Raw genomic sequence first — 16,071 nt, forward strand, 5'->3', positions numbered from 1 at the left:
GCGACCTTCGGCTACAACGCCCAGACCGGCGAATATGGCGACATGATCGCCATGGGTATCGTCGATCCGGTCAAGGTTGTCCGTACGGCTCTTCAGGACGCGGCCTCGGTCGCCGGCCTGCTCGTCACCACCGAAGCCATGATCGCGGAGGCTCCGAAGAAGGAGTCGGCTGGCGGCGGCGGCATGCCTGGCGGCATGGGCGGCGGCATGGGCGGCATGGGCGGTATGGATTTCTAAGAAGCCCATAAAGCACGCCGTGAACTAACATTGCTCAAGCCCGCAAGCGGGCTTGAGTGGCGGCATGGATTTCTATTCCAGCCCCATCAGCCTTCAGATACGGAAAGGGCGGCAGAGATGCCGCCCTTTTTTTGCGCAGCGGTCGGCGTCTCAGACGGCGGCGTCCGCGCGTTGCTTTACCTCGCCGGCCAGTACCGCCTGCTCGATCAGCGCTGCGACCTCATCGGCCACAGCCTGCACCGGGGCGCGGTCGTGGGTGGCGCGGGCGATCACCATCAGCCCCTCCAGCGACGATTCGACCAGCAGTGCCAATGCATGCGCGCGGCGCTCGGGCACCCCTGCCCTGACGAAGGCGTCCCGCAGCAGGCCTATCCACTGTTCGAAGGCCGAGCGGCACAACTCCGCCAGTTCCGGCACGTCAGTGGGCGAGTCCAGCACGACAGGCGCGATCGGACAGCCGAGCGAAAACTGGTTGTCTTCCAGCATGCGTCCCACCGACTGGTAGATATGATGGACAGCCACCGCCGGATACTTTTCGGCAGCCAGCGCTTCGCCCAGCCTCTCCGTCACGTCGGCAACGCTGGCCCGCGTCACCTCGATGACCAGTTGGTCCTTGCCGCCGGGAAAATGAAAATAGAGCGAGCCCCGCGGTGCGCCGCTGGCGCTCAATATGTCGTTGAGCGAGGTGCCGTGATAGCCGCGCTGCCTGAGCAGCAGCCCAGTCGTCTCGAGTATGCGGGTGCGGGTGTCGTTGGCCATGTCAACCTCTGTCAGCAGGAATCATTATAGGCCTTGCGCAAAATATGACAATCGGTCTACATAATATGTAGATCAGTCTATATATTTCTCGAGAGGAACGACATGCGGAGCTACCGTCTCGAAGGGTCTGGGACCGAACCCCTGATGCTGCGCGACACGGCGCAGCCGGAGCCGAGGCCGCATGAGATCGTGGTGCGCGTTCGCGCCACCTCGCTCAACCGGCGCGATACGATGATCCTCAACGGCACCTATCCGCTGCCGCCGCGCCAAGGCGTCGTTCCGCTGAGCGACGGGGCCGGTGACGTTGTCGCCATCGGCGATACCGTCACCCGCTTTGCTGTCGGCGACCGCGTGACCGGCAGCTATTTCCCCCGATGGATCGACGGCCGCATCCATGCCGGACTCATCGATCAGCTCGGCTGCACGCTGGATGGCATGCTGACCGAATACGCCGTTCTCGACGAACAATGGGCGGTGCGCTTGCCCGATCATCTTGACTGGCATGAGGCGGCAACGCTGACCTGTGCCGGCCTGACCGGCTGGAATGCGGTGACGGGCGCCGGAATTCCGAAGCCCGGCCAATGGGTTCTGGTCATCGGCTCGGGCGGCGTCTCGCTCTTTGCACTGCAGTTCGCCAAGCTGCTCGGCTGCCATGTCGCCGCCGTCACCTCGCGCGGTGAGAAAGCCGACAGGCTGCGGGCGCTGGCGCCGACCTGGTGGTTTCGACATCGGATATGCCGCAATGGGGTGCGACCGTCCGCGACCAGACCGGGGGCATCGATCTCATCGTCGAGACCGGTGGCCCGGCGACCTTCGCCCAGTCGCTGATCGCCAGCACGCTTTACGGGCACATCGTGCTCTTGACGCTGCAGGATGCGAAAGGCGGATCGATCCAGCTGCCGGCGGCACTCTACCAGCGCAGCCTCGCCACCATCAGCCGCCTGTTCGTCGGCAACCGGACCAATCTCGAAGCCATGCTGCGCGCCGTCTCGCAGCATCGCCTGCGGCCCGTCATCGACAAGGTCTTCGCCTTCACCGAGGCCGGCGATGCCTACCGCTATTTCCAGCAGGGCGACGTCTTCGGGAAGGTGATCATCGACGGCGCCTGACCCATCAAGTCCTCAAACCAAGGGAGAACGACAATGACAATTCGTGAAGCCTCGGCCAAATGGCAAGGCACGCTGAAGGAAGGGGCGGGCCGGCTGCGGCTCGGCAGCGGCGTCTTCGAAGGCGCCTATTCCTTCCCGTCGCGTTTCGAGAACGGTCCGGGCACCAACCCGGAAGAGCTGATCGCCGCAGCGCATGCAGGCTGCTTCTCGATGGCGCTGAGCGCCATACTGGGCGGCGCCGGCCATGTTGCCCGCAATATCCACACGATGGCCAAGGTGCATCTCGGCGCGACCGCGGCCGGGCCGACGATCACCCGGATCGAACTCGAAACCGAGGTGGAGGCCGCAGGACTCGCCGCAGATGAATTCGAGCGCCTTGCACAATCCGCCAAGACAGGCTGCCTCGTCTCGCGGGCCCTTGCCGGCGTGTCTCAGATCACCCTCAAGGCAACGCTCGTTGAAGCCACCAAAGGCCAATGAAGCCAGGAGAAAGAAGATGACACAGGAGCTTGTCATGGACGCAACCGCGTACGATCTGTCCCAGCAGACGGCCGAGATCATGCGGCGCTACAACGACGTATTCCAACGCCATGATCCCTCGGCACTCGCCGAACTGGTGGCTGAGGATTGCGTGATCGAGAACACCGTGCCGGCGCCGGACGGCGCTCGTTTTGCCGGTCAAGCGGCGTGCGTCGGGCTTTGGACGGCGATAGCAACCCAGGCCGGCACGCGCTTCGATGTCGAGGAAACCTCGTTGCCGGCGACCGGGCAACGATCCGCTGGCGCTATTTCATGGCCGACGGCAATTCGCTGCGCGGCGTCAACCTCATGCGCGTGGCCGACGGGCGGATCGTCGAAGCGATGGGCTATGTGAAGGGGTAGCGCGCCCGAGCAATTTCCCAAAGGGCATCGCCCGGAACAGCGCAACAAGGCGAGCGGATCAGCAAGACTGAGCCGCTCCCCGTGGCTCTACCGATCCGCCAGCGCCAGCTTCGCGCCAAGCATGACGAAGGCGCCGGCGAAAGTCCGGCGCATCCAGGTCAACACCATTGGCCGCGAGACGACGTGGCTGCGGATCGAGGCGGCGAAGATGCCGTAGCCGACGAAAACCACGAAGGTCAAAAGCATGAAGACGGAACTCAGCTCCAGCATCTTCGACAGCGCGTTGGGCTCCGTGGTGCTGACGAATTGCGGCAGGAAGGCGAAGAAGAAGATCGAGAGTTTCGGATTGAGCACGTTGACGAGGATGCCGGTGGCAATCACCTTGCCGGCCGAACGCGGCGTCACATCCTGGTCGACGCTGAGGCCGCCATTTTCCTTGAGTGTGTTCCAGGCCATGTAGAGCAGGTAGGCGACGCCGAGATATTTCAGCGTCTCGAAGGCGAGCGCACTGGTGTGCAGCAGCGCCGCCAGGCCAGTGATGGCAGCGGCCATGTGCGGGATGATGCCGAGCGTGCAGCCGAAGGCGGCGATGACGCTGGCTCGCGCACCGCGCGAGAGGCCGGCGCTCAGCGTGTAGAGAACGCCGGTGCCGGGCGAAGCCACGACAATCAGGGACGTCAACAGAAATTCGATGCTCACGATGGTTCCTCCGGCACCCTACCCAACCAGGAAGGTATCGGGCTGCGGGTCGGCGCACAAGCGGAGGCGATTGGAGATTGGCTACACCGGTAACCCGAGCGCCTGGCGTGCCATCAGGCACTCCTCGTCGCCGGGCATGCAGGCGCGACAGACGTCCGGCCGGACGTCGTAGATGCCGCAAGCGGTCGACTTGCCGATCTCGCCGGACAGCGCCGAGCAGCGCACGCCCTCGCAGCGCATGCCTGACAGGTCGGATGCGACATATTTTTCCGGGATACGGTCGAGCTGTGCGTCATCCTCGGTGGAAAAGCGCGGCCACTCGGCCGAATAGGAACAGCAGGCACCGCAGCTTTGGCAATCGAAAGTGCCGTGTTGCGACGGCAAAACGCTTGCGGCGGCCACTAGGGCGGACAGCCCCGGCGCGGCGGGGTTTTGATCGGCGTCTTGCGGCAAGGCGCTATTTCTTCTTAGCCGTCTTGCCCTTCGGCGAATCCGCCGGCGACTTGAACAGATCGGTCGCGGCCTCGGTGGCGTCGCCGGCTTTCGGCGCGGCAACCGGCTTGGCCGGTTTTGCCGCAGCACCCGAGGCTGCCGTCTGATCCTTGGAGGAGAATTTTATGGCCATGTCAGTCCTCGTCGGCGAAGCGCGATGATGGGGCGCGCGGATTGCGCAGGCGGCCGATCAGCGCCGAAACGGCCGTGATGTTCATTTCCTCGGGCGACCAGTTTTTCACCGCCTCGATGTGATGGGCCGCCAGCTCGCGATGCGTGCTGCCGCTGTAGGCGGCGTCCTGATAAGTCACCCGCTCATGGGTCTTGGCGTCTTCGCGGACATATTCGATCAGGTAGTTCGGGCATTCGGCGCGGCCACGCACGCCGACGCGCACCTGGGCATCACCGTGGGCACGCTTGCAGCGTTCGAGCTTTTCCAGCACACGCCGGACGAATTCGACCGGCTTGTCGAGGCCTTCGACCATATCGGCAATGGTTGCGTCGGCGGCGATCGGTGTTGGCGGTACGCGTTTGGTGGCCATCAGCGTCTTCCGGCCCGCTTCGGCAAAGCGGCTAGCGCGGCGGCGGCGGCCATCTCGTCGGCCTCCTTCTCCAGCCGCAATTCGCGCAGACGCGCGGTCTTGGCTTCACGTGCCTCGCTGACGGCGTCGCGCTCGGAATTGATGCGGTTGAGCGACATCGACTGGGTTTGCGTCTTGCTGAACAGGGACACGGCCTGATCGACGGTTGTCTTTGAACTGGTGGTCAAATCTTTCTCCTGTCAGGAGCCTGTGCCGATGGAGCGAGACCGGGTCTTCGGTCAGGATCACGCACAAAGCAATACGCGCGGCGAATTCAAATTGCTGGAGCGTCCCTTAGCACGTCCAGGCCGGCGCGCAGCGCACTTTCGGCGGCAAGGCGCGCAAAATGAAAAAGGCCAGGCACCGCCTGACCTTCATGGAGCGCCGCGCAACCAGATGACATCCAAAAAGGATGCACCGGGGATGCACGAACGCCCTTCTCATGCGCATGATATGCCGTGGAAACTCAGGTCTCCGCGGCCATGCGCCCGAATTCGCCACTCACCGGTGCCAGTACATCCGTGGTCACCGGGAGAGCTGAATTCTTTTTTCAGGCCGCCTTCAACTGGTCGGCGGACATCTTGCCCGACTTGTTGTCGCGGACCATCTCGTAGCCGAGCTTCTGGCCCTCGACGATGTCGCGCATGCCGGCGCGCTCTACGGCCGAGATGTGGACAAAAACGTCGGCCGAGCCGTCGTCAGGCTGAATAAAACCAAAACCTTTGGTGGCGTTGAACCATTTAACTGTGCCGGTGCTCATGACGAACCCTTTCCATGGCAAATATTCGTTCGACGCCATGCGGATGCACAACGTCGTTTGTCCCGATTTTTGATGTGGGAAGTTCGTCAAAGGCGCGCTCGAAAGCGCGGATAACAAAAGTCAGTCAAACAAATATCGACGATTTGCTTATAGGCTTCTTTTGGCGCGCTGTCAAATTTGCATAAAGCCACAGCTGCGGAATTCTCCCAAACGACCTGGCCAAAACACCTTGCATGACGGCAAATCGGACGCCAAACAGCGCGCTTGCGCCAACTTGAGAAAAGTTTTCCGGCATCCAGGAACCATCTGCGCAGACGCGCATTTATTCGGTGTCATCAGCAGTTCATGAGAGCAATCGAATAACAGTTGATGGCAAAGACGCCCCCCGCACGATAAAAGGTGCGAGGGGCGTTTTCGTTTGGATCCTATTCGTCCGGACCGGGTTCCGGCCACGTCTCCCTGGCCGCCTCGGCATACCAGTGGCGCATCGCCGGCGTTGCCAGCACGGCGTCGACATAGGCGCGCGTATCCGGCGCCAGCGTGCCGCCATAGGTGTCGAAACGGGTGACGACAGGCGCATACATGGCATCGACCGCGGTGAAGTGGCCGAACAGGAACGGGCCGCCCTTGCCGTATTTTTCCCGGCACTGGCGCCACAGCGCCTCGATGCGGGCGCGTTGCGCCTCGCCCTCGGCGTCGAGCGGCTTGTGGGCCTTGGGCCGACGCAAATTCATCGGCCAGCCATAGCGAACCTCGCGAAAGCCGGAATGCATCTCGGTCGCAGCCGAACGCGCCAGCGCACGGGCGTCGATATCGGCCGGCCAGAGCTTTTTTTCGGGAAACAGGTCGGCGAGATATTCAAGGATGGCAAGGGTTTCCCAGACGATCTTGCCACTGTGATTCAGCACCGGCACCTGACCTGTCGGCGACACTTTCGCCAGATTGGCAAAGGTTTCAGGCGTGCGCAGCCGCACGAAACCTTCCTCGAACGGGATCTCCAGATGCCTCATCGCCAGCCATGGCCGCAGCGACCATGAGGAGAAACACTTGTTGCCGATATAGAGCGTAAATTCTCCCATTTTTCTCCCCGCACGCCTGGCCTCGATAATCCCATTGCGAACGCATGTTCACAGCCTAGCCCACCGACCTTGCCCCGGGCGGCGGCCGCGCGACCTGATCTGCCGTCCGGGCGACGCCTGGAACCTAACCGACGCCGGCTCGTTAGCTACCCGCAAATGAATTCCTCCGAATTCACACCCCAGGAGATGCGCAAAAATGGTGAACAAGGATCAGGTCGCGGGCGCGGCCAAGCAGGTCAAGGGCTCGGTCAAGGAAGCCGCGGGCAAGGCAACCGGCAACAGGCAGACCCAGGCCGAAGGCACGGGCGACAGGATCGCCGGCAAGGTGCAGAAGGCCTATGGCGACGTCAAGGACAAGGTCAAGAAGGCGCTCTGATCCGACATCGAGAAACGCGGTTTGTCGAGGGAAAGGCGGCCGCGAAGGCCGCCTTTTTTCATGTGCTCCAGCCCTTGCTGAAAGCATTGGTGAAGGCAACCTCGCCATGATCGCCGGTCGCCTCGCCCAGCACCACGTCCATGCCGTCGCTGGTCACCTTGGCCAGCGCGAAACCGCCCATATAGGCAGCCTTCGGCTTGAACAGGTCGATCCCGTCCCTGCGATAGATCAGCGGCGTTTCGTGCTGGTGGCCGTGGAAAATGCCGACGACATTGTAGCCCTTCAGCGCCGCCAGCAACGCCTGCCGGTCGGCCTCGCTCCACCAATGCGGCGCACCGGTGCCGTCATCATCGAAGTGGCTCTTGGCGGCATCCCAGCGTTCCACCGAAAAAGTGTCCCAGCCATAATGCTGGAACAGGACGACCGGACGGCCGTCCGCCGCATAGGTCGCCAGGTCCTGCTTCAGCCATGGCAGGCTGCTCTCGGCGCCGTGGCCGGTATCGCCGGCGAAACGATGCGTCTGGATCAGATGCAGGCCGCCCCAGTCCCAGGAGTAGCAGTCGGTGTCGACATCATAGTCGGTGGCCGGCACCGGCGGCTTGAAGAACACGCCGGCGCGATGGTTGACCTCGACATAGTCGCGCAGTTCGCGCCGGTACCAGTCGACATGGTGCGGCGGCCCGTTCTGGTCGAGATCATGGTTGCCGAGCCCGACATAGACCGGCATGTGCACGCGATCCGGGCCGACGCCCTGGCTGTAGCGCTGGCTGAACTGGAGCAGTTGGGTGCCCTCGCTCGGCTGCGTGATCTGGCCGCCGCCATCGTCGGTGACGTCGCCGCCGACGACGAGGCCGAGCGGCGTGCCTATCTTGCCGGCGGAACGCAGGCCGGTGGCGACGCCATTGATCTCGGCCGGCCAGTCCTTGTCGCCAAGCGCATTCAGCACCGCCACGTTGCGCAGCAGCGCGGCGTCGGTCTTGCCTTCCTGCAGGCAGTTGGGACTCAAGCCGCTCGCCATGCGGCAGGCATGGACATCGGCGATGAACAGGAAGGTGGCGTCGATCGACTGGACGCGTTGTCCGGTCTGGCCGAAGGCCGGCCGCGGCAAGGCGCCGGCCGCGGCAAATCCCGCAGCCTGTACCAGGAAGTTGCGTCGGGAAAGCGATCCAGTCGAACGGCGATTCATCATCTGCTGATTCAGCATGGACAGCGGCCGGTCGTCCAGCGCCTCTGCGCCATCATCGACATGACGCCACGGGTCTGGCATGTCTCGCTTGCGCAAGCGGAGGAGGACGAAAGATGAAAGCCGCACCTATCTGCATGATCCTGGCCGCGATGCTGTGCGCGAGCACCGCGCATGCCGCCGGTTGCGTCGATGCCAAGTCCGCCAGGAAGGGTTTCGTTCTGGCGAGACCCGGCATCCACAGCGAATTTCGGCCCGTGGCCGGCGGGATGATGTCGGTTGCCAACACCTACGAATCGCAATCGCCCCAGACCCAATATCTGTTCGCCGGCCTGATCGAGGTGTTTCGCGACAGCGACACCGGCCGCCAGGCGATGATCCCGTTTTCCGATCTGCGAAAGCTGTTCCCGCTGAAGGCGGGGGCAAAGGCCACGATAGAGTTCGTCGAGCTGTCGCCGAACAAGCCGCCGAAGGGCACCAAGACGCTGAGCCTGATCGTCAAGGGCAAGGAAACATTCCGTCTGGGCGACTGCAAATACAATGTCCTGGCGGTCAAGGAGACCTTCAAGAACGGCGCCGGCGAGACGCTGGATTCATTCACCGCCCTCTATGCGCCCGATCTGCAAGCCGCGCTCGCGCGGCGCTACGATGAAGGCACCGGTTCGGAATCCGTCAACGGCTACGAGACGATCAAGCCGCTGGCCGAGTAGCTGAACCCGAGCCCGGCGTTCCCCACCTCGCCCGGCATCGGATGAAGAACGCAGCGCCGCAAAGTCAAGAGGTTCTCGGCCGTGGCAGTATCCTGTTGCGTCGCCTGGCTGCCAATCCGCCCTGCGATGGCGACGGCGCGCTGCGCTCCAGCCCCGCCAGGCAATCCCGCAGCACACCGGCATCCTGCGCCGTCTTGGCCATCGACATCGCCCCGGAATAGGCGGCGACTGTCAGCGCGGCGAAGCGTTCGGGGTCCGTGCCCCCATCCTTGCCCGCCTGCTGGTCGGCACGCACCTTGTCGGCAATCGCGCGCCGCCACCCGGCAAAGATACCGGAAAGGGCAATGCGGAAATCGGGATCGGCAAGCGACAGTTCGTGCGCCAGATTGTTGAGCGGGCAGCCGCGCACGAAACCCTGCTGCTCCAGTTCCGCCGCCACGGCCTCGAACACCGAGCGCACGCCCTCGCGCGCCGATGCCGCCGCCAGCACCGGGGCGATCCATGTCTCTTCGACCGCTGCCGCCACACGCTCGTCGATCACAGCCAGCGCCAGCGCCTTCTTGGTCGGGAAGTGGTGATGCAGCGCGCCGCCGCTGACATCAGCCGCCGCCATCAGATCGCCGATGCTGGAGGCGTGATAGCCACGCGCCTGGAAGGCGTCCTCGGCGACATCGAGCACTTTCTTGCGCATGCCTTCAGGGTCGTTGGTGCGTTTTCCCGGGCGCGGTTTTGGCTGGACGGTCATCTCTGCTGACATTGCCGAACTTTAGCATGTTGACAAAACAGGACAACCGGTCTGTTTTACAAAACAGGACGATCACCCTGTTTTGGAGAATGTCGGATGAACCTGCCCCAGAACGTCGCGACGAAACCCTCAGCGCTCGCTTCGCCTGTCGTCGAGCTTCGGCAATACACGCTGAAGCCTGGTCGGCGCGACACGCTCATCGGCATCTTCGACGGCAAATTGATCGAGGGCCAGGAGGACGCCGGCATGACCATCATCGGCCAGTTCCGGGACCTCGATCGGCCTGACATGTTCGTCTGGATGCGCGGCTTCGACGGCATGGATGCGCGGAAAAATGCTCTCGCCGCTTTTTATGGCGGGCCGGTCTGGGCGGCGCACAGCCATGCGGCCAACGCAACGATGATCGATTCCGACGATGTGCTGCTGCTGAAGCCGGCGTGGCCCGCCGCCGGCTTCGACCTCGCGGGTAAGCAGCGGCCAAGCCTGGCCGACGATAAAAAGCCTAGTCAAAACAAACCGCTGACCGGCATCGCTGTCATCGAGATTCATCATTTGCAGCCCGGCACGGAGGCAGATTTCGCCACTCGCTTCGAGACTGAGACGGCGTGCCTGATGACGGCCGACGCACGCCTGCTCGCCGCCTTCGTTACCGAGCATGCCGAGAACAGTTTTCCGCGCCTGCCGGTACGGGCTGATGAAAACGTCTTCATCAGCGTCATGGGTTTTGCCAGCACCGAGGCGCATGCCCGCCACCAGGCCGCCCTAGCCGCTTCTCCGGCATGGCGGGATTTTTGGCAGGCCGCGCAGCTCGGCCTGACCAAACAAACGGAGACTTTGCGGCTGTCGCCCACATCGCAATCATTGGTCGGGCGTTAGACTTCAAATGCCTCGATGATCGCCTTTGCGACAAGGACCGGGTCTTCCCAATGCGGGTTGTGGCCACAGCTCTCGGCCCGAACGAAGACGGCTCCGGCAAGGGCGGATTGCAACGCCTGCTGGTGCGCCTCGCCGAACAGCGGGTCGCAGGCGCCGGCGATGATCAGCGTCCGGGCTTGCACGGCTCGTGCAGCATCGGTCAGGTCGGCGCGGCGGATTTCCTCGAGAATCGCGCGCCAGCGCGGGGTCGGCATCGCCGAGGCCTCTTGCGCCAAGCCGGCGAGAAAGGCTGCTGGCACGTCGGGACGACAGGCATGCCACCAGACATAGAACGGATCGGCCGGCGATATCGGGTCGCGCAGGGCCTCAACGCTCACCACCAGCGGATGACCCGGCGCGAAATCGGGCTTCAACGTGCCGGCCAGGACCACCAGCCCGCCGATCAACTCCTTGTGCCCCGCAGCCAAAGCGACAGCCACCATGGCGCCCAGCGAATGGCCGACGACGACCGGTCGGTCGAGTTGTAAACTCTGGATCAGCCCGGCGATATCATCGGCAAGATCGGCGATGCCGCAGTTCTTGCCAGCCTGCGAGGCGCCGTGGCCGCGCAGATCCGGCATGATCAGACGACGGCCGGCCAGATATGGCGCCAGAAGCGAAAAACTGCGGCTGGTGTCGGTGAAGCCGTGCACCAACAGCAGTGCCGGCTCGGCGCCTGATACCTCGACATAGGCGATGTCGAGATCGCCGACAGTGACGAATTGCTTGCGGCCGGCCCAGGCGCCCTGCTCCGGCAAAGCATCAAGCACCGCCGCTCTCACAGACCGAGCTTTTCCTTGACGGCGGCGAGGCCGGGTTGGCCGTCGAAGGTGGTGACGCCGGCGAGCCAGGCGTCGAGGCGGCTTTTGTTGGCCGTGATTGCCTTCAGCGCGCCGTCCTCCGGCTTCATGCCGTCATTGATCAGATAGCCCATGCCGACATTCTCGAAATCGATGTCGAAGGCGAGATTCCTGAGGAATTGCGCGACGTTCGGGCATTGCTCGAGATAGCCCTTGCGCACCTGCGTCGTCACCGTCGCGGCGCCGAAATTCGGGCCGAAGAACTTGTCGCCGCCGGTCAGGTACTTGAAGTCGTACATCGTGTTCATCGGATGCGGCGCCCAGCCCTGAAAGACGATGAACTGCTTTTCCTTGATCTCGTAGCCGACCTCGGAAAGCATGCCGGCTTCGCTGGACTCGACCACTTGCCAGCCGTCCAGGCCAAAGGCGGGATCGGCGATGGCGTCCATCATCAACTGGTTTGAACCGGGCTCGATGCCGTACATTTTCTTGCCGAACTTGTCGGCGAATTTGTGCAGGTCGGAAATGTCCTTGACGCCGGCATCCCAGGCGTAGGTCGGAACGGCGAAGGTGTATTTGGCGCCCACGAGATTGACGCGCACGTTTTCGACCGAGCCGTCCTTCTTGTAGGGCTCGTAATAGGTGACCATGGCCGGATCCCAGTAGCCCAGGAACAGGTCGAGGTCCCTGTTCTTCATGCCCTCGTAGATGACATTTATGCCGAGCACCTGGCTTTGGGGCTGGTAGCCGAGCGCCTCCAACAGGACGTTGGCGACCCCCGTGGTGAAGGCAAGGTCGTTCCAGCCGGGTTCGGCCATGCGGACCGTCCTGCACTCTTGGCCCTCGGCCGCCTGAGCCGCATGAGAGGCCAACATGAGGGCGGCCAAACAGACGCCGTTTGCAAGGATGCGCAACATTTCGGTTCTCCTCATTGTCGTCAAATTGACCAATTGGTCTTTTTATTGTCCCACGGGTCAATTCTTGATCTGAGCGGACGAAAATGTCAACGTGGATTCGCGATGCATGGACCGATCCCGTGAAACTCAAGCGTCTCAGTGAGATACGCCGCAAGGAGCTTCGGCAGGCGGCCTTCGTGGTTCTGGAGCGCGAAGGCATTGCCGGCGCGACCCTGGAAAAAGTGGCGGCGCAGGCCGGCGCCTCCAAAGGCATCGTGCTGCACTATTTCCGCAACAAGCAGGAACTGTTCGAGCACGCGATGCGCGAAGCCAATGCCGTCCTGTGCCAGGCGGTGATCGCGCGGCTTCGCCGGGCGCGTACGCCGATGGAGCGCATGGATGCGGTGATCGAGGGCAATTTCGAGGAGCATCTGTTCCAGCCGCCTCTGTGCCATGCCTGGCTGTCGCTCTGCGCCGAGGTGCCGCGCGACGAGAAGATGGCCCGTATCCAGCGGGTGATCCATGCGCGCATGCGCTCGAACCTGTTGTCGGGCCTGCACGGCCTCGCCTCGCCTGGAGATGCCGACGACATCGCGCTTGGCGTCACTGCTTTGATCGACGGGCTTTGGCTGCGGCTCGGCCTGCAGCCGGGCAGCGTCTCGCGCGAACAGGCCGTCCGCCAGGTCAAGAACTATGTCGCGGGCCGGCTGGCCCTGCGGGAGCTTGCGACCACCGGCGCGTAACCGGCCTCGGCTGGCCTATCGAATATGGTATTCCTGAGATGTCTGCCCGGCACGAACCCCCACCCCTAACTTGCCGGGGCGAGCCGCGGGTCTCGCCCGTCCTTCGGACCCCCACAAGGGGGAGGGAGATCTCCGTCGGCGCTTACCTAGGCAAATCGCCTGTCTTTTCGGCGCCGAAGAAGAATTGCAAAGGCGCGCGGCAGCGTTCCCTCCCCCTTGTGGGGAGGGTTAGGGTGGGGGTCCTCCTTCGCAAGAATCCCTGCCTTTGAGGGGAGACGGCAGCAGGCGTGGAGCGCCAGCCTCTTCCGGCGGCGATAAGAGGTCGCGCCCGGTCGAACCGACCCCCTCTGTCGCCTTCGGCGACATCTCCCCCTCGAGGGGGGAGATCACCTTCAACCGATTTGCATCAATCCCCTCCGCAATCTCCGCTTGAAGCCGTTTGTGCAACGCGATACGCCGTTGCCGACTTCGACAAGGAGAGACCTGTGACCGCTGCAAAGACCAGAACCGAAACCGACACGTTCGGTCCCATCGAAGTCGCCGCCGACCGGTACTGGGGCGCGCAGGCGCAGCGTTCCCTTGGCAATTTCAAGATCGGCTGGGAGAAGCAGCCGGCCTCGATCGTGCGCGCGCTGGGCATCGTCAAGCGGGCGGCGGCCGAGGCCAATATGGAGCTCAAACGCCTTGATCCTTCGATCGGCAAGACCATTGTCGAGGCGGCGCAAGAGGTCATCGACGGCAAGCTCGACGACCATTTCCCGCTGGTGGTCTGGCAGACCGGCTCGGGCACACAGTCCAACATGAACGCCAATGAGGTGATCTCCAACCGGGCGATCGAGATGCTGGGTGGCGTCATGGGCTCCAAGAAGCCGGTGCATCCCAACGATCACGTCAATATGAGCCAGTCGTCGAACGACACCTATCCGACGGCCATGCACATCGCCTGCGCCGAACGCATCGTGCACGATCTGTTGCCGGCGCTGAAGCACCTGCACAAGGCGCTCGCCGCCAAGAGCAGAGAGTTCAATCACATCATCAAGATCGGCCGCACGCACACACAGGACGCCACCCCGCTAACGCTTGGCCAGGAATTTTCGGGCTATGCGGCGCAGGTCGCCTCGTCGATCAAGCGCATCGAGCTGACATTGCCCGGCCTGCAGGAACTGGCGCAGGGCGGCACTGCCGTCGGCACCGGCCTCAACGCACCGGTCGGCTTCGCCGAACGGGTGGCGGATCGCATCGCCACCATTACCGGCATCGCCTTCGTCACCGCGCCGAACAAGTTCGAGGCGCTGGCGGCCCATGATTCCATGGTGTTTTCGCACGGCGCCATCAATGCGGCGGCCGCCGCATTGTTCAAGATCGCCAACGACATCCGTTTCCTCGGTTCCGGCCCGCGTTCGGGCCTCGGTGAGCTGTCGCTGCCGGAAAACGAGCCGGGCTCGTCGATCATGCCGGGCAAGGTCAACCCGACCCAATGCGAGGCGCTGACGCAGGTCTGCGTGCAGGTGTTCGGCAATAATGCGGCGCTCACCTTCGCGGGCAGTCAGGGCCATTTCGAGCTCAACGTCTACAACCCGCTGATGGCCTATAATTTCCTGCAGTCGGTGCAGCTGCTCGCCGACGCCTCTGTCTCCTTCACCGACAATTGCGTCGTCGGCATCGAGGCGCGCGAAGACAACATCAAGGCGGCACTCGACCGATCGCTGATGCTGGTGACGGCACTGGCGCCGACCATCGGCTACGACAATGCCGCCAAGATCGCCAAGACCGCGCACAAGAAGGGCACCACGCTGCGCGAGGAAGCGCTTGCAACCGGGCTGGTCAGCGAAGCCGATTACGACCGGCTGGTGCGGCCGGAGGACATGACACATCCGGGGTAGTCAATTCCAGGAAAGTGTCTTGCGGTTTTCGGTCCGGAATGCGTCAACCAAAAGCCGGGTGTTTCGTGACGGGAGAATTTACTCTCGTCACGACGTGACGCGAAGCAAATTTTTCGCAGGCCGCCCGATCACGGAAACGTAAGTACTGTGAACAATGTGTCGCCAGTCTGGTGGCTTTGGTGAACAGTCGGCTTGCTCTATCTCCCCGGTATCAACCCATCCCGGAGAGCCACCATGTCCATCAACACTTCAGTCGCCGGTTCCGGCGCATCCAATGCCTCGACCACCATCCTCCTCGGCCGCGTCCTGCTTGCCGTCATCTTCCTGCTTTCAGGCTTCGGCAAGCTGACCGCCATCGCCGGCACGGCCGGCTATTTCGGTGCCCTCGGCCTGCCCTTGCCGACCGTAACGGCCATTGTCGTCGGCCTGATCGAGCTTCTCGGCGGCCTCGCCATCCTCGTCGGCTTCAAGACCCGGATTGTTGCCTGGGTGCTGGCGATCTTCACCGTCGCTACCGGCTTGGTCGCCCACACCGGTTGGGCCGACCAGATGCAAATGATCCAGTTTCTCAAGAACCTCGCGATTGCGGGCGGCTTCCTCGTGCTGGCTTCCTCGGGCGCCGGCGCCTATTCGATCGACGCCAAGCGCGGCTGAGCCAAGAACCGGCAATAGCCGACAAAAAGCGGCGCGGAATTTTCCGCGCCGCTTTTTCGTTGTTGGTACATGCCCGCCGATCTGTCGGCCGGAGTTTCTGATAGGATCGGGTTATCGGGAGGCCGGCCTGCGGCCGATAAGGGAGGTGAACATGCCCCGCAACGCGCTGCTCCTGCTCTCCCGGCTGCTGCTCGCCGCCCTGTTCGTGCCCTCCGGTATCCATGCATTGAGCGACATAGCCGGCACCACAAGCTATTTTGCCAGCCTCGGCCTGCCGCTGCCGACACTTGCTGCCTGGGGCACGGGACTGTTCGAACTGATCGCCGGGCTGCTCGTCCTGGTCGGTTTCCAGACCCGGATCGCGGCGCTGCTGCTTGCCGCCTTCTGCATTGCCGCCGGCTTCATCGGCCATTACGGCCAGGGCGGCGGCGACGCAATGCTCGCCTTCCTGCACCAGCAGATGCTGATGAAGGACATTGCGATATCAGGCGGGTTTGTTGCGCTGGCCATGGCCGGTGCGGGAGCCTGGTCGGTCGACGGGCGGGGCTATCGCATATGGAATTCCTGA

At 63.2% G+C, this 16,071-nt stretch carries 23 protein-coding genes and 1 pseudogene; 12 read left to right on the plus strand and 12 right to left on the minus strand.

What is annotated here, in order from left to right; all coding sequences use genetic code 11:
• On the plus strand, positions 1 to 237 hold a 237-nt coding region (locus AC0L3E_RS27215), incomplete at its 5' end, for a TCP-1/cpn60 chaperonin family protein (protein WP_473606044.1).
• A gap of 150 nt (positions 238 to 387) precedes the next feature.
• Here the strand turns inward: AC0L3E_RS27215 and AC0L3E_RS27220 are convergent.
• Complete coding sequence (locus tag AC0L3E_RS27220) at positions 388 to 996, minus strand: TetR/AcrR family transcriptional regulator (RefSeq protein ID WP_128290248.1); 609 nt, start codon at positions 994 to 996, stop codon at positions 388 to 390.
• Between the two features lie 102 nt (positions 997 to 1,098).
• On the opposite strand from AC0L3E_RS27220, the gene AC0L3E_RS27225 reads away from it, so the two are divergent.
• The 4 genes and pseudogenes from AC0L3E_RS27225 (at position 1,099) to AC0L3E_RS27240 (ending at position 2,987) form a co-directional block, all read left to right on the plus strand.
• A complete protein-coding gene (locus AC0L3E_RS27225; RefSeq protein WP_473606045.1) occupies positions 1,099 to 1,824 on the plus strand; it encodes a zinc-dependent alcohol dehydrogenase family protein in 726 nt (241 codons plus the stop codon).
• The gene (locus tag AC0L3E_RS27230) at positions 1,731 to 2,105 is read left to right on the plus strand and encodes a zinc-binding dehydrogenase (RefSeq protein WP_473606046.1); all 375 of its coding nucleotides are present in this window, start codon (positions 1,731 to 1,733) and stop codon (positions 2,103 to 2,105) included. Before AC0L3E_RS27225 ends, AC0L3E_RS27230 begins: the two co-directional genes overlap by 94 nt.
• A 33-nt stretch (positions 2,106 to 2,138) precedes the next feature.
• Positions 2,139 to 2,585, plus strand: a complete 447-nt coding sequence (locus AC0L3E_RS27235; protein ID WP_127319522.1) for an OsmC family protein — start codon at positions 2,139 to 2,141, stop codon at positions 2,583 to 2,585.
• 16 nt (positions 2,586 to 2,601) lie between these two features.
• Positions 2,602 to 2,987 (plus strand): annotated as a pseudogene (locus AC0L3E_RS27240) (nuclear transport factor 2 family protein).
• An 87-nt stretch (positions 2,988 to 3,074) separates the two neighbouring features.
• Here AC0L3E_RS27240 and AC0L3E_RS27245 read toward each other — a convergent pair.
• The 7 genes from AC0L3E_RS27245 to AC0L3E_RS27275 form a co-directional block, all read right to left on the minus strand.
• Entirely contained in the window at positions 3,075 to 3,686 is a 612-nt protein-coding gene (locus AC0L3E_RS27245) for a LysE family translocator (RefSeq protein WP_127270585.1), read from the minus strand.
• A gap of 81 nt (positions 3,687 to 3,767) precedes the next feature.
• Positions 3,768 to 4,088 carry a YkgJ family cysteine cluster protein gene (locus AC0L3E_RS27250; protein ID WP_164781670.1) on the minus strand — a complete coding sequence of 107 codons (321 nt, stop codon included), beginning with the start codon at positions 4,086 to 4,088 and terminating at the stop codon, positions 3,768 to 3,770.
• A 55-nt stretch (positions 4,089 to 4,143) separates the two neighbouring features.
• Positions 4,144 to 4,311: a hypothetical protein gene (locus tag AC0L3E_RS27255; protein ID WP_127319514.1), complete on the minus strand. Its 168-nt coding sequence runs from the start codon at positions 4,309 to 4,311 to the stop codon at positions 4,144 to 4,146.
• A gap of 1 nt (position 4,312) precedes the next feature.
• A complete protein-coding gene (locus AC0L3E_RS27260; protein WP_013532398.1) occupies positions 4,313 to 4,720 on the minus strand; it encodes a hypothetical protein in 408 nt (135 codons plus the stop codon).
• The gene (locus AC0L3E_RS27265; RefSeq protein ID WP_013532399.1) at positions 4,720 to 4,947 is read right to left on the minus strand and encodes a hypothetical protein; all 228 of its coding nucleotides are present in this window, start codon (positions 4,945 to 4,947) and stop codon (positions 4,720 to 4,722) included. The genes AC0L3E_RS27260 and AC0L3E_RS27265 overlap by 1 nt, the downstream gene beginning before the upstream one ends.
• Positions 4,948 to 5,309: 362 nt before the next feature.
• Positions 5,310 to 5,519 carry a cold-shock protein gene (locus AC0L3E_RS27270; protein WP_010915421.1) on the minus strand — a complete coding sequence of 70 codons (210 nt, stop codon included), beginning with the start codon at positions 5,517 to 5,519 and terminating at the stop codon, positions 5,310 to 5,312.
• 425 nt (positions 5,520 to 5,944) lie between these two features.
• The gene (locus AC0L3E_RS27275; protein ID WP_473606048.1) at positions 5,945 to 6,598 is read right to left on the minus strand and encodes a glutathione S-transferase family protein; all 654 of its coding nucleotides are present in this window, start codon (positions 6,596 to 6,598) and stop codon (positions 5,945 to 5,947) included.
• Between the two features lie 196 nt (positions 6,599 to 6,794).
• On the opposite strand from AC0L3E_RS27275, the gene AC0L3E_RS27280 reads away from it, so the two are divergent.
• Positions 6,795 to 6,974, plus strand: a complete 180-nt coding sequence (locus AC0L3E_RS27280) for a CsbD family protein (protein ID WP_473606049.1) — start codon at positions 6,795 to 6,797, stop codon at positions 6,972 to 6,974.
• Between the two features lie 58 nt (positions 6,975 to 7,032).
• Here the strand turns inward: AC0L3E_RS27280 and AC0L3E_RS27285 are convergent, their stop codons facing one another.
• Complete coding sequence (locus AC0L3E_RS27285) at positions 7,033 to 8,163, minus strand: metallophosphoesterase (protein WP_473606134.1); 1,131 nt, start codon at positions 8,161 to 8,163, stop codon at positions 7,033 to 7,035.
• A gap of 110 nt (positions 8,164 to 8,273) precedes the next feature.
• Here AC0L3E_RS27285 and AC0L3E_RS27290 point away from each other — a divergent pair, with 110 nt between their 5' ends.
• Positions 8,274 to 8,867 (plus strand): hypothetical protein, encoded by a 594-nt coding sequence (locus AC0L3E_RS27290; RefSeq protein ID WP_473606050.1) that lies wholly within the window; start codon positions 8,274 to 8,276, stop codon positions 8,865 to 8,867.
• Positions 8,868 to 8,931: 64 nt separating this feature from the next.
• Here AC0L3E_RS27290 and AC0L3E_RS27295 read toward each other — a convergent pair whose 3' ends face one another.
• Entirely contained in the window at positions 8,932 to 9,612 is a 681-nt protein-coding gene (locus tag AC0L3E_RS27295; protein WP_127811409.1) for a TetR/AcrR family transcriptional regulator, read from the minus strand.
• Positions 9,613 to 9,708: 96 nt separating this feature from the next.
• On the opposite strand from AC0L3E_RS27295, the gene AC0L3E_RS27300 reads away from it, so the two are divergent.
• Positions 9,709 to 10,488 carry an NIPSNAP family protein gene (locus tag AC0L3E_RS27300; protein ID WP_473606051.1) on the plus strand — a complete coding sequence of 260 codons (780 nt, stop codon included), beginning with the start codon at positions 9,709 to 9,711 and terminating at the stop codon, positions 10,486 to 10,488.
• Here the strand turns inward: AC0L3E_RS27300 and AC0L3E_RS27305 are convergent.
• Both AC0L3E_RS27305 and choX read right to left on the minus strand, forming a co-directional pair.
• Positions 10,485 to 11,297, minus strand: coding sequence for an alpha/beta fold hydrolase (locus tag AC0L3E_RS27305; RefSeq protein WP_473606052.1), 813 nt, complete (start codon positions 11,295 to 11,297; stop codon positions 10,485 to 10,487). The genes AC0L3E_RS27300 and AC0L3E_RS27305 overlap by 4 nt on opposite strands.
• An 8-nt stretch (positions 11,298 to 11,305) precedes the next feature.
• Positions 11,306 to 12,244: a choline ABC transporter substrate-binding protein gene (choX, locus tag AC0L3E_RS27310; protein ID WP_473606053.1), complete on the minus strand. Its 939-nt coding sequence runs from the start codon at positions 12,242 to 12,244 to the stop codon at positions 11,306 to 11,308.
• A gap of 83 nt (positions 12,245 to 12,327) precedes the next feature.
• On the opposite strand from choX, the gene betI reads away from it, so the two are divergent.
• The 4 genes from betI to AC0L3E_RS27330 all read left to right on the plus strand — a co-directional run bounded on the left by betI (position 12,328) and on the right by AC0L3E_RS27330 (position 16,071).
• Positions 12,328 to 12,966: a choline-binding transcriptional repressor BetI gene (betI, locus tag AC0L3E_RS27315; protein WP_473606054.1), complete on the plus strand. Its 639-nt coding sequence runs from the start codon at positions 12,328 to 12,330 to the stop codon at positions 12,964 to 12,966.
• Positions 12,967 to 13,451: 485 nt separating this feature from the next.
• The gene (gene fumC / locus AC0L3E_RS27320) at positions 13,452 to 14,849 is read left to right on the plus strand and encodes a class II fumarate hydratase (RefSeq protein ID WP_473606055.1); all 1,398 of its coding nucleotides are present in this window, start codon (positions 13,452 to 13,454) and stop codon (positions 14,847 to 14,849) included.
• A 234-nt stretch (positions 14,850 to 15,083) separates the two neighbouring features.
• On the plus strand, positions 15,084 to 15,503 hold the full coding sequence (locus tag AC0L3E_RS27325) for a DoxX family protein (protein ID WP_127332224.1): 420 nt from the start codon (positions 15,084 to 15,086) through the stop codon (positions 15,501 to 15,503).
• A gap of 151 nt (positions 15,504 to 15,654) precedes the next feature.
• Positions 15,655 to 16,071, plus strand: a complete 417-nt coding sequence (locus AC0L3E_RS27330) for a DoxX family protein (protein ID WP_473606057.1) — start codon at positions 15,655 to 15,657, stop codon at positions 16,069 to 16,071.

The organism is Mesorhizobium sp. WSM4822, from assembly GCF_055811155.1.